The sequence below is a fragment of the Halomonas ventosae genome (assembly GCF_004363555.1).
Lineage (GTDB): Bacteria > Pseudomonadota > Gammaproteobacteria > Pseudomonadales > Halomonadaceae > Halomonas > Halomonas ventosae.
This window is the reverse complement of the sequence record NZ_SNZJ01000025.1, coordinates 1-12,074: the sequence shown is the minus strand read 5'-3', so window position 1 is coordinate 12,074 and position 12,074 is coordinate 1. Positions and strand designations below refer to the sequence as shown.

Genomic DNA, 12,074 nt, shown 5'->3' with positions numbered 1-12,074 from the left:
CTGGGGGCCCTCGGAACCTTTTCAAGACCCGAGGGCCGCTTTTGTGTGGCCCGGCCTCAGCCGGCGGCCTGGCTGACCACCACCATGGCCGGGCGTACCAGGCGTCCGTTGAGCAGGTAGCCCTTCTGCATCACTTCCATGACGGTGTTGGGCTCCATCTCGGGGTTGGGCACCATGGCCATGGCCTCGTGGTACTGCGGGTCGAAGGGCTCGCCGTGGGGCTCCACCACCTCGACGCCGAACTTCCCGAGCACGTCCTGCTGCATCTTGAGGGTCATGGAGACGCCCTCGCGGTGCGCCTCGCTGGCGCCGTCCTGCATGGCATCCAGCGCCTTCTCCAGGCTGTCGACCACCGGCAGCAGCTCCTTGACGAACTTCTCCAGGGCGAACTTGCGGGCCTTCTCGGCCTCCTGCTCCGCCCGGCGGCGCACGTTCTGCGCCTCGGCGGCGGCGCGCATGGCCTGGTCCTTGGCCTCGGCGACGCTCTGCTCGAGCTCCTCGACCCGGGCGGCCAGCACCTCGGCCTCGGGATTGTCCGCGGCCTGGGCCTCGGTGGCGGCCTGCTCGGCGCCCTCGATGGCGTCCTCCAGTTCACCCTCCACGGTCTCGGGCTCGGCCTGCGGCTCGGCTTCCTGCTCCTCGCGAGCGAGTTCGTCGTCCAGCGGGGTCTGGGGGTCTTTGGCCATGTGGGTCTCCTGAATGGCAATCAGCGGCCAGGGGCCGCTGGCAAGGCATGAATGATGGCTTGAGCGCGTGTCTGCGGGGTATATGGGGCTGGTCGTGGCGAACTCAAGGCGTCATCGGGCGACGACGCCGGACGTGCATTGTGGGAGAACCTTGACTACTGTATAAACGCACAATATGTGTATGGATACCCAGTAGCCAAAGACCGAGTATTCCCAGACAGGCCCCGGGAGGCACCATGCTGACAGAGCTTGCCATTCGCGACTTCGCCATCGTCGACCACCTCGAGCTGGAGCTTTCCGGCGGCATGACCGCCATCACCGGCGAGACCGGGGCCGGCAAGTCCATCCTGCTGGGGGCCCTGGGGCTCTGCCTGGGCGAGCGCGCCGACAGCGCCAGCGTGCGCCATGGCCGCGAGCGGGCGGACCTCAGCGCCCGCTTCGACCTCCAGGCGCTGCCCGCCGCCCGTGCCTGGCTCGAGGCTCGCGAGCTGCCCACGGACGACTGCCTGCTGCGCCGGGTGGTCACCCGGGCCGGGCGTTCCAAGGCCTGGATCAATGGCCAGCCCGCCACCGTGGCCGACCTGCGCGCCCTGGGCGAGCACCTCATCGAGATCCACGGCCAGCACGCCCACCAGGCGCTGCTCCACGAGGAGACCCACCTGCGCCTGCTCGACGACTTCGCCGGCCACCGCGAGCAGGTGGCCGAGATGCGCCAGGCCTTCCGCGACTGGCAGGCGACCCGCCGCCGCCTGGAGCGCCTGGCCGAGGATGGCGACGAGATCCGCGCCCGCCGCCAGCTGCTACGCTACCAGGTCGAGGAGCTCGACCAGCTGGCCCTGGCCGAGGACGAGCTGAAGGGGCTCGAGGAGGAGCAGGAGGAGCTGGCCCACGCCGAGGAGCGGCTGCGCGAAGCCCAGTTCGCCGCCGAATGCTGCGATGGTGACGAGGGCGGCGCCCTGTCGCTGCTCAACCAGGCGATCCAGCACCTCTCGGCGCTGCCGGGAAGCGAGCGCGGCAGCCTGGCCGACACCCTTTCCATGCTCGGCGATGCGCGCATCCAGGTCGAGGAGGCCAGCCGCGAGCTGGGCCACTTCGCCGGCAGCGTCGAGCTGGACCCGGAGCGGCTGGCCTGGGTCGAGACGCGCCTGGGCGAGGTGCATCGCATCGCCCGCAAGCACCATGTGCTGCCCGAGGAGCTCCTCGCCCTGCACCGGCGGCTGGCCGAGGAGCTCGAGGGCCTGGAGGGCGGCGACGGCGACCTGGAGGCGCTGGCCGCCGAGGCCGAGGCCCTGAAGACGTGCTGGCAGGAACAGGCCACCGTGATCTCCCGGGCCCGCCGCCAGGCCGCCCGCCGCTTCGGCGAGGCCGTGCAGGAGCAGCTGGCCTTCCTGGCCATGGACAAGGCGACCTTCGAGGTCGAGCTGGAGCCCCGCGAGGCCCCGGCCGCCGAGGGGCTCGAAATCGCCCGCATGCTGATCAGCGCCAACCCCGGCCAGCCGGCCCGGCCGCTGGCCAGGGTCGCCTCCGGCGGCGAGCTCTCGCGCATCAGCCTGGCGATCCAGGTGGTGGCGGCCCAGCACTCGACCATCGCCAGCCTGGTGTTCGACGAGGTGGACGTGGGCGTCTCCGGCGCCACCGCCGAGATCGTCGGCCAGCTGCTGCGCCGGCTGGGGAAGAACGGCCAGGTGATGACCGTGACCCACCTGCCCCAGGTGGCCGCCCAGGCGCACCATCACCTGCATATCGAGAAGCAGGCCGACGAGGCCTCCACCCTGACCCGCATGGCGCTGCTCGACGAGGCCGGCCGGGTCGGCGAGCTGGCCCGCATGCTGGGCGGGGTGAACCTCTCCGACCGCACCCTGGCCCATGCCCGGGAGATGCTCGACGCCAGCCAGCGCGCCCACCACTGAGCCCCCGTGCCGCTCGCCCGGCCGTGACGCCAAGCCTTTACACTAGCGCTAACGCACTGCGGCCCCGATCCGGAGATCGGGGCCGCAGTCGTCTGCCTGCCGGGTTCAGCAAGGCGAGGTCACTTCTTCTGGATGCCTTCCTGGCGGGTCGCCCGTGAGCCACGCGGCCTGACGTAGAGCACCAGGGCGTGGTCCACCAGCTCGAAGCCGTGTTCCTCGGCGATCTCCTGCTGGCGACGCTCGATGGTCTCGTCGAAGAATTCGATGATCTCGCCGCTCTCCAGGCACACCATATGATCGTGGTGCTCCTCCTGGGAGAGCTCGAAGACCGCATGCCCGCCATCGAAGTTGTGGCGGATCACCAGGCCGGCGGACTCGAACTGGGTCAGCACGCGATAGACGGTGGCCAGGCCCACGTCCTCGCCCGCATCCAGCAGGGTCTTGTAGACATCCTCGGCACTCAGGTGGTGCTGCTCGGAGGCATTCTCGAGGATCTGCAGGATCTTGACGCGCGGCAGGGTCACCTTGAGACCGGCCTTGCGCAATTCATGGTTCTGGTCGGCCATGGTCGCTCTTCGCAGTATCGGGTAGGGTCGGTTATGATCGACCGAATCCACGATAGTGAAGAACAGGCGCAAATGCAAAAGCTGACCAGAATCGTCACCCTTTCCCTCGCCCTGCTGATGATCAGCGGTTGCAGCTATTTCGGCGTGTACAAGCGCGACCTGCCCCAGGGCAACCTGGTGACCGAGGCCATGGTCGAGCAGCTGCGGCCGGGCATGAGCCGACAGCAAGTGGTCGACCTGATGGGCAGCCCGCTGCTCGAGGCGCCCTTCGATGCCAGCCAGTGGGACTATGTCTATCGCCTCGACGAGGCCTATGGCGGCGTGGAGCAGCGCCGGGTCACCCTCACCTTCCAGGGCGAGCGCCTGGCCGGCATCGAGAGCGAGGGCGATATCGCCGGTGACATCAAGCTGCCCGAGGACCAGGGGACCGGCCCCCGCGTCGAGGGGGCCTCGGACACCCAGATGGAGCCCATCGACAACGTCACCCCGGACCGCCCCTGATCGCGCCGAGCGGTATCCCTTGCTGACGCCCCGTGCCGGCCCTCGCCGGGCGGGGCGTCAGCGTTTCTCGCGGGCGGCCCGCGCGCTGCGCGCCGCCTTGGGGTCGAGCTGCAGCGGGCGATAGACCTCGACGCGGTCCCCGGCGCGCAGCCGCACCGCGTCCGGGTCGCGCAGCCGCTTGCCGAAGATCCCCAGGTCGGCCTCGAGGAAGGTGGCCGGGGGCAGTTCCGGAAACGCTTCTTCCAGCCCCGCCATTGCCACCGCCTGGCGCGCCGTGGTGCCCTCGGGCACCGCGAGCGGGATGATGCGCTGCCGTTCGGGCAGCGCGAAGGCCACCTCGACCTCGAGCATGGCGGGTTCGCTAGCGGCCATAGAGGTTGTCCGCCCGGCGGGTGAAGGAGTCCACCAGTTGGCCGGCCACCTGCTGGAAGAGCTTGCCGAAGGCCATGCCCAGCAGGCGGTTGGCGAACTCGAACTCCAGCTCGAGGCTCACCTTGCAGGCCCGCTCGCCCATGGGCAGGAACAGCCAGCGGCCCCGCAGGCGCTTGAAGGGGCCGCTGACCAGCGACATCTCGATGCGCTCGGGCTCGATCAGGTCGTTGCGGGTGGTGAAGCTCTGCTCGATCCCGGCCCGCCCCAGGGTCATCTCGCCGATCAGGTGCGAGTCGTCGCGCTCGAGCAGGCGCGCGCGCCGGCAGCCGGGCAGGAATTCCGGATAACGCTCGAAGTCGTTGACCAGGTCGAACATGTCCTTGGGGGTGTGCCGCACCATGGCGGACCGATTGACCGTTGGCATTGAGCTCTCCGCTGACTTCACAGTGCCCAGGGCGTATCATGAGCGGTTATTTCAGGCCTTGAATGGTACCACGCTTCCCCCCACATCGAAGGGGCAGCGCCACCGGCAGATACAGGACACGAGGTTTCATGGCCAACAAGAAAGGCAAGAGCAAGGGGCCCGGCAACAACGTCATCGCCCAGAACAAGAAGGCTCGCTTCGAGTACCACATCGACGAGACCTTCGAGGCCGGCCTGGTGCTGGCCGGCTGGGAAGTGAAGAGCCTGCGGGCCGGCAAGGCGCAGCTCACCGACACCTACATCCTGGTCAAGAACGGTGAGGCCTGGCTGCTGGGCAGCCATATCATGCCGCTCAACACCGCCAGCACCCACGAGGTGGCGGACCCGACGCGCACCCGCAAGCTGCTGCTGCATCGCAAGGAGATCGCCAAGATCTTCTCGCGCAGCCAGGAGAAGGGCCACACCTGCGTGCCGATCAAGCTCTACTGGAAGAACAACCGGGTGAAGTGCGAGCTGGCCCTGGTGACCGGCAAGAAGCTGCACGACAAGCGGGCCACCGAGAAGGACCGCGACTGGCAGCGCCAGAAGGGTCGCATCATGCGGGAACAAACCAAGGCCTGAGGTGTCACAGAACCGCACATCCTGTTAGGATGCGCATTACGGGGGCGACACGGTTTCGACGCCGGTGACAATCCCTGAGGTGCATGCCGAGAGCGTGATGTATCTCGTAAATACAACATCACGATTGAATAGTCGCAAACGACGACAACTACGCTCAGGGCGCGCTGGCAGCTTAAACGCCGCTAGCTTCTAGCCCGGCCCCGAAGTGATGTGCCCATTCATCACGGAGGGGATACGAGCGACGACTGATGGGATCGCGATCGGTGGTGTCCTCTCGCCGGTCGTTAAAACTCAGAGGAATCGCGTGGCTGGATCCTGCTCGTCGGAGCCAGTCGCGTTAAATCAAAAGACGAAACTAAGCATGTAGAGCCAATGGGTGAGTGCCGGCGGACGCGGGTTCAATTCCCGCCGCCTCCACCAAACAGTCGACGAATCAAGCGCCTACGGGCGCTTTTTTCGTTTCCGGCCTGCCGAACCTGCCTCACCCGCGCGTCGACCTGCAGAGGGCTCGAGAAACCGGCTGAGCCCACCCCCGACTTTCGTATTAGCCTTGACGCGAAAACCTCTTGCGACCAGCCTCAGGGGGAGCCATTATCAGCGCCCACTCGCCGGCCCATGCGACCGGCCAGGCGAGAGTGAGACCGGGGTGGCATCGGGTCCGGACGCGCCAAGGCGCTCCAATTACCGATAAGACCCTACCATTGTTGATATTTTCCCGATCTGGATTCGAACCCCCATGAGCAAAGTCCTGATTATCGGCGCCGGCGGCGTCGGCGGTGTCGTCACCCACAAGTGTGCCCAGCATCCCGAGGTGTTCAGCGAGATCTGCCTGGCCAGCCGCAACCAGGCGAAGTGCCGCGCCATCGCGGCCCAGCTGGAGCGCCCCATCCAGACCGCCGAGGTGGATGCCGATGACGTCGAGGCGCTGGTCGCGCTGATCGAGTCCTTCCAGCCCGACGTGCTGATCCACGTCGCCCTGCCCTATCAGGACCTGACCATCATGGAGGCCTGCCTGCGCACCGGCGTGCCCTACCTGGATACCGCCAACTACGAGCACCCGGACGAGGCCAAGTTCGAGTACAAGGAGCAGTGGGCCTTCCAGGAGCGCTACGCCAAGGCCGGCAACATGGCCACCCTGGGTTGCGGCTTCGACCCGGGCATGACCAACATCTACTGCGCCTGGGGCCAGAAGAACCTGTTCGACGAGATCCACCGCATCGACATCCTGGATGCCAACGGCGGCGACCACGGCTACCCGTTCGCCACCAACTTCAATCCCGAGATCAACATCCGCGAGATCACCGCCAACGGCCGCTACTGGGAAGAGGGCGAGTGGAAGGAGACCGCACCGCTGGCCGAGAAGCGCACCTTCGACTTCGACGGCATCGGCGAGAAGGACCTCTACCTGCTCTATCACGAGGAGCTCGAGTCCCTCAGCCAGAACATCAAGGGGCTGAAGCGCATCCGCTTCTGGATGACCTTCTCCGAGAAGTACATCACCCACCTCAAGGTGCTCGAGAACGTCGGCATGACCCGCATCGAGCCGATCGAGTTCGAGGGCCGCGAGATCGCTCCGCTGCAGTTCCTCAAGGCGGTGCTGCCGGATCCCGCCTCGCTCGGCCCGCGCACCAAGGGCAAGACCAACATCGGCGTGATCCTCGACGGCATCAAGGACGGCAAGCGTCGCAAGGTGCACATCTACAACATCTGCGACCACCAGCAGTGCTACGCCGAGGTGCAGTCCCAGGCGATCTCCTACACCACCGGCGTGCCGGCGGTGACCGGCGCCATGCTGATGCTCGAGGGCCTGTGGAAGGGCGACGGCGTGTTCAACGTCGAGCAGCTCGACCCGGACCCCTTCATGGAGCGCATCGGCGACATGGGCCTGCCGTGGCAGATGGTCGAGCTCGACCCCGATGCCGACCCGCTGGCCTGACCCACGATGTCCGAGACGGCTTACCCCTTCGACATCGAGGCCTGCCCGTCGCCCGCCTACGTGGTGGACGATGCCCTGCTGCGCCGTAACCTGGAGCTGCTGCAGCGAGTCCAGGAAGAGAGCGGCGCGCGCATCCTGCTGGCGCTGAAGGGCTTCGCCATGTGGGACACCTTTCCGCTGGTCAGCCAGTACCTGGTGGGCACCACGGCGAGCGGCCAGGACGAGGCGCGGCTGGGGGCCGAGACCTTCGGCGGCGAGGTACACTGCTACTCGCCGGCCTTCAGCGAGGCGGAGATGGCGGTGGTGCTGCAGTACGCGGACCACCTCAGCTTCAACTCCCCGGCCCAGTGGCAGCGCTTCCGCGAGCGGGTGGCCCAGGCGCCGCGGCGGGTCTCCTGCGGCCTGCGGGTCAACCCCGAGTACTCCGAGGGCAAGGTGGCGCTCTACGACCCCTGCGCCCCGGGCTCACGGCTCGGCACCCGGGCCGTGGACCTGGAGGGCGTGGACCTCGCTGGGCTCGAGGGCCTGCATTTCCACACCCTGTGCGAGCAGAACAGCGACGCCCTGGAGCACACCCTGGCCGCCTTCGAGGAGCGCTTCGGCCGCCACCTCGCCGGTCGCCGGTGGGTGAACTTCGGCGGCGGCCACCACATCACCCGCGAGGACTATGACGTGGAGCGGCTGGTGCGGGTGATCCGCGACTTCAAGGCGCGCCATCCGCACCTCGAGATCTACCTGGAGCCCGGCGAGGCGATCGCGCTCAACACCGGCTACCTGGTATGCAGCGTGCTGGACATCGTCGAGAACGACGGCCCCATCGCCATCCTCGACACCTCCGCCACGGCGCACATGCCCGACGTGCTGGAGATGCCCTACCGGCCCGAGATCATCGGCGCCGGCGAGCCCGGCGAGAAGGCCCACACCTACCGGCTGGGCGGGCTGACCTGCCTGGCCGGCGACGTGGTGGGCGAATACAGCTTCGACGCTCCGCTTGCGATCGGCGACCGGCTGGTGTTTACCGACATGGCCCACTACACCATGGTGAAGACCACCACCTTCAACGGCATGCGCCTGCCGTCGATCTGCCGGATCGACGAGGCCAGCCGCGAGGTGCGCACGGTGAAGCACTTCGGCTACGAGGATTACCGGCAGCGGCTGAGCTGACGCCCGCGAAGGGCCCGGCAGGCATGCCACGACAGGCAGAACGCGACAGGCACCCAAGGGTGCCTGTCGCCTTTCTGGTCCGCCGTGGGTTCATGCCTTGGAGGCGACGAGGCAGCCGACAGCCACCTACCGCCTGGCCAGCGGCGTCATGCCCTTTCCCCGAGCGGCGATTTCACGCAAGGTAGCACCCGTGACCACAGCGAACGGCGGGAGGATTCGGATGACCCAGGTCTTCAAGTTCGGCGGTGCCTCGATCCAGGACGCCGCGGCAATCCGCCGACTGGGGGAGCTGCTGGCCCGCTTCCGGGCGCGTCCCCTGGTGGTGGTGGTCTCGGCCATGGGCAAGACCACCAATGCCCTGGAGGCGCTGCTGGAAGCGGCACGGGAGGGCGAGGACGACGACTATCGCGACCGCCTCGAGACCCTGCGCCGGGAGCACCTGGCCGCGGTGGAGAGCCTGTTCGGCACCAGGACCGGCCCCGTGGCGGAGCGGGTCGAGGCACTGATCACCGAGCTCGACCGCCGCCATCGCCGCCATGCGGGCCGCGAGCGCCCCTTCCACTACGACCAGACCGTCTGCTTCGGCGAGCTGCTCTCCACCACCATCGTCAGTGCCTGGCTCGAGGAAGCCGGCATGGCCACCCAGTGGCTCGATGCCCGGGAGCTGGTGGTCACCGACGACTGCCACCAGGCGGCCAACGTCGACTGGCAGGCCACCGCCGAGCGGGTGCGCGGCCTGGATAGCGACGACGGCAGGATCCGCGTCACCCAAGGGTTCATCGGCGGCACCGCCGAGGGCGCCTCGACCACCCTGGGCCGCGAGGGCTCCGACTTCAGCGCGGCGATCCTCGCCCACTGCCTGGACGCGGAGGAGGTCACCATCTGGAAGGACGTGCCCGGGCTCTTCAATGCCGACCCGCGGCGCTTCGACAATGCGGAACAGCTCGAGCAGATCTCCTACGGCGAGGCCATCGAGCTGGCCTGGCACGGCGCCAAGGTGATCCACCCCAAGACCCTGGGGCCGCTGCAGCAGAAGGCGATCCCGCTGACGGTGCGCTCCTTCGAGGACCTGGAGGCGCCGCCAAGCACCATCGGCCGCGACACCCGGTTCGACACTCAGACGCCCTCCCTTATCCTGCGCGAGGCGCAGACGCTGCTGGAGATCCGCCCCCGGGACTTCGCCTTCATGGACGAGGCCCGCCAGCACGACATCCTCGGCCGTCTGGTGGCGGCCGGGCTGCATGCCGGCCTGATCGACAGCGGCGCCATGCGTCTCTCTTTGTGCCTGGACGGCCACCCCGAGCGCCTGGAGCCGCTGGTCGCGTCGCTGTGCGACGACTACGCGGTGGCGCGTCGCGACGACCTGACCCTGCTCACTGTGCGCCATGCCGACGACGCCCTGCTCGCAGCCCTGGGCGCCGGACGCGACAGCCTCGCCGAACGGCGCAACGCCGATACCGCCCAGCGCGTCTTCCCCGGCAGCCAGTGCCGGGGGACCTGGCACATCCCGGCCTGAGGCTCAGCCCAGCGCCCGGAGCAGCAGCTGCACACCGACGATGGCCATGGCCAGGATCACCAGGCGGTAGAAGAGCCGCTCGCTGACCCGGTGCTGCAGCCACAGGCCGCTGCGCACCCCGGCCCAGGCCACCGGTACCAGCAGCAGCGAGGCCCCGGCACTCGTCAGGTTGATCTCGCCGAGCCACAGGTAGGGCGGCAGCTTCATCAGGTTGACCGCGGCGAAGAGGATCGCGCTGGTGGCGATGAAGGCCTGCTTGCTCAGCCGCCGGGGAACCAGGTAGAGGTTGAGCGGCGGCGCCCCGGCATGGGCCAGGAAGCTGGTGAAGCCGCAGCCAACACCGGCCGGCAGTGCCCAGCGGGTCGAGAGGGGACGCCCCGCCCCCGGCTTGAGCAGCATGTAGGCAGCGAACAGCAGGGAGATCACGCCCAGCAGCAGGCGCACGCCATCCTCGTCCAGGCGACCGATCAGCAGGGTGCCGATGACCACCCCGATGGCCAGCCCCGGAAGCACACGACGCACCTCGGTAGGGTCGTGATACCCCCACCAGGCCTTCACCGTGAAGGCATCCATCACCAGCAGCAGCGGCAGCAGCAGGCCGGCCGCCTCGACGGGGCCGATGGCGAGCGCCATCAGCGGCACCGAGAGGGTGCCGAAGCCGCCGGCGAACCCGCCCTTGGAGACACCGGTGAGGTATGTGGACACCACGATGAGGGTCCAGGCCAGCCAGGAGTAGTCAGGGAGCGACATGGGCCTTCCTTGGGTTTCATCCATCCTCGTCACGAGACGACGCCGGGCCACGGTGGTGGCCCGGCGTCATCATACCGCACGCTGCAAGGGTGACCGTCAGGGACGGCCAGCCATCAGGCGGCGTCGCGCTTGTGCCCTGCGGCGGCGTGCATGGCCAGGGCGGTATCCAGCATGCGGTTGGAGAATCCCCACTCGTTGTCGTACCAGGCCATCACCTTGACCAGGCGGCCGTTCACCCGGGTGTGGTTGGCATCGAAGGTCGAGGAGTGAGCATCGTGGTTGAAGTCGATGGAGACCAGCGGCTGGGCGTTGACCGCCAGCACCGGGGAGGCCTCGGCGGCGTTGGCCACGATCTCGTTGATCTCTTCCCTGGTGGTGTCGCGACCGGCGGTGAACACCAGGTCGACCAGCGAGACGTTGATCACCGGCACGCGCACGGCCAGGCCATCGAACTTGCCCGACAGTTCCGGCAGCACCAGGCCCACCGCGGCGGCGGCGCCGGTCTTGGTGGGGATCATCGAGTGCGTGGCGCTGCGTGCCCGATAGGGGTCCTTGTGGTAGACGTCGGAGAGGTTCTGGTCGTTGGTGTAGGCGTGCACCGTGGTCATCAGGCCGTTCTCGATGCCCACCGCCTGGTGCAGCGCCTGGGCCACCGGGGCCAGGCAATTGGTGGTGCAGGAGGCGTTGGAGACCACCTTGTGTTCGGGCGTGAGCACGTCCTCATTGACGCCGTACACCACAGTGGCGTCGGCATCGGGGCTTGGCGCCGAGATCAGCACCCGCTCGGCGCCGGCCGCGAGGTGCTTGGCGGCGGCCTCGCGCTTGGTGAAGAGGCCGGTGCACTCCATCACCAGGTCCACGCCCAGGGCCTTCCACGGCAGTGCCGCGGGGTCCCGCTCGGAGAGGATGGCGATGCGCTCGCCATCCACGGTCATGCTCTCCTCGTCGTGCTCGACGGCGAAGGGGAAGTGACCGTGCACGGTGTCATGGCGCAGCAGGTGCGCATTGAGCGCCGGGTCGCCGAGATCGTTGATGGCGACCACCTGCACGCGATTGCGGTAGCCGTTCTCGAAAAGCGCACGCAGCACGTTGCGGCCGATGCGGCCGAAACCGTTGATGGCGATCTTGAGCGTCATGGCGTTGTTCTCCTCGGTCCAGTAGCGTTCTATGGGTCGTGGCGGAGCCGATGGGCCAGCGGGTCCTGGCGAGCGCCCGGCTCGAATCGTGCCTGCGCGATCGTTCATCCCTGCGCGGTGGCCACGTGTCATCTGCCCCATAATGTGGACCAGTCCTGTCCAAGGCTCAAGCACTTTTTAGTAACTTTACAACATATCGCTCTTCACCCTGACACCGGATGCCACTGCCCGCAAACCCACACACCCGATAGCTTCCGCCATAAGAAAGAGGCTTTCGCCGAGCCACAAGGGAAGGCCGGCATCGGCCACAATGTAGTAAACTTACCTTGAAAGCGTTATCGTGACCGGATAACAACTCGCGTCCACCGGAGGAGCACGACATGTCGACCACCCCACTGCACACCCCCATCCGTCGCACCAAGATCGTCGCCACCCTGGGCCCGGCCAGCGACCGGGAGGGGGTCCTCGAGGCGATGCTCGAGGCCGGCGTCGA

At 67.7% G+C, this 12,074-nt stretch carries 13 protein-coding genes and 1 other RNA gene; 8 read left to right on the top strand and 6 right to left on the bottom strand.

What is annotated here, in order from left to right; genetic code table 11:
* Window positions 1–56 precede the first annotated feature (56 nt).
* On the bottom strand, window positions 57–686 hold the full coding sequence (gene grpE / locus DFP85_RS17130) for a nucleotide exchange factor GrpE (RefSeq protein WP_133637640.1): 630 nt from the start codon (window positions 684–686) through the stop codon (window positions 57–59).
* A gap of 236 nt (window positions 687–922) precedes the next feature.
* Between grpE and recN the strand changes: the two genes are divergently transcribed.
* On the top strand, window positions 923–2,596 hold the full coding sequence (recN, locus tag DFP85_RS17125; RefSeq protein ID WP_133637639.1) for a DNA repair protein RecN: 1,674 nt from the start codon (window positions 923–925) through the stop codon (window positions 2,594–2,596).
* Between the two features lie 119 nt (window positions 2,597–2,715).
* Here recN and fur read toward each other — a convergent pair whose 3' ends face one another.
* Window positions 2,716–3,162, bottom strand: coding sequence for a ferric iron uptake transcriptional regulator (gene fur / locus DFP85_RS17120; RefSeq protein ID WP_106232295.1), 447 nt, complete (start codon window positions 3,160–3,162; stop codon window positions 2,716–2,718).
* Between the two features lie 72 nt (window positions 3,163–3,234).
* Here fur and DFP85_RS17115 point away from each other — a divergent pair, with 72 nt between their 5' ends.
* Window positions 3,235–3,663: an outer membrane protein assembly factor BamE gene (locus tag DFP85_RS17115; protein WP_133637638.1), complete on the top strand. Its 429-nt coding sequence runs from the start codon at window positions 3,235–3,237 to the stop codon at window positions 3,661–3,663.
* A 57-nt stretch (window positions 3,664–3,720) separates the two neighbouring features.
* Here DFP85_RS17115 and DFP85_RS17110 read toward each other — a convergent pair whose 3' ends face one another.
* Window positions 3,721–4,035: an RnfH family protein gene (locus tag DFP85_RS17110; RefSeq protein ID WP_166644656.1), complete on the bottom strand. Its 315-nt coding sequence runs from the start codon at window positions 4,033–4,035 to the stop codon at window positions 3,721–3,723.
* A complete protein-coding gene (locus DFP85_RS17105) occupies window positions 4,025–4,459 on the bottom strand; it encodes a type II toxin-antitoxin system RatA family toxin (RefSeq protein WP_106232298.1) in 435 nt (144 codons plus the stop codon). The genes DFP85_RS17110 and DFP85_RS17105 overlap by 11 nt, the downstream gene beginning before the upstream one ends.
* A gap of 128 nt (window positions 4,460–4,587) precedes the next feature.
* On the opposite strand from DFP85_RS17105, the gene smpB reads away from it, so the two are divergent.
* The 5 genes from smpB to DFP85_RS17080 all read left to right on the top strand — a co-directional run bounded on the left by smpB (window position 4,588) and on the right by DFP85_RS17080 (window position 9,695).
* Window positions 4,588–5,079, top strand: a complete 492-nt coding sequence (smpB, locus tag DFP85_RS17100) for an SsrA-binding protein SmpB (protein ID WP_133637637.1) — start codon at window positions 4,588–4,590, stop codon at window positions 5,077–5,079.
* A 40-nt stretch (window positions 5,080–5,119) separates the two neighbouring features.
* Window positions 5,120–5,499, top strand: a transfer-messenger RNA (tmRNA) gene (gene ssrA / locus DFP85_RS17095).
* A 316-nt stretch (window positions 5,500–5,815) separates the two neighbouring features.
* Entirely contained in the window at window positions 5,816–7,015 is a 1,200-nt protein-coding gene (locus tag DFP85_RS17090) for a saccharopine dehydrogenase family protein (protein WP_133637636.1), read from the top strand.
* 6 nt (window positions 7,016–7,021) lie between these two features.
* Entirely contained in the window at window positions 7,022–8,179 is a 1,158-nt protein-coding gene (gene nspC / locus DFP85_RS17085; protein ID WP_133637635.1) for a carboxynorspermidine decarboxylase, read from the top strand.
* Window positions 8,180–8,399: 220 nt separating this feature from the next.
* The gene (locus DFP85_RS17080) at window positions 8,400–9,695 is read left to right on the top strand and encodes an aspartate kinase (RefSeq protein WP_166644655.1); all 1,296 of its coding nucleotides are present in this window, start codon (window positions 8,400–8,402) and stop codon (window positions 9,693–9,695) included.
* Between the two features lie 3 nt (window positions 9,696–9,698).
* Here DFP85_RS17080 and DFP85_RS17075 read toward each other — a convergent pair whose 3' ends face one another.
* Window positions 9,699–10,445, bottom strand: coding sequence for a sulfite exporter TauE/SafE family protein (locus tag DFP85_RS17075; RefSeq protein ID WP_133637633.1), 747 nt, complete (start codon window positions 10,443–10,445; stop codon window positions 9,699–9,701).
* 113 nt (window positions 10,446–10,558) lie between these two features.
* Window positions 10,559–11,581, bottom strand: a complete 1,023-nt coding sequence (gene gap, locus DFP85_RS17070) for a type I glyceraldehyde-3-phosphate dehydrogenase (RefSeq protein ID WP_133637632.1) — start codon at window positions 11,579–11,581, stop codon at window positions 10,559–10,561.
* A gap of 380 nt (window positions 11,582–11,961) precedes the next feature.
* On the opposite strand from gap, the gene DFP85_RS19150 reads away from it, so the two are divergent.
* A partial coding sequence (locus tag DFP85_RS19150) for a pyruvate kinase (RefSeq protein WP_243737337.1) occupies window positions 11,962–12,074 on the top strand: 113 nt, incomplete at its 3' end.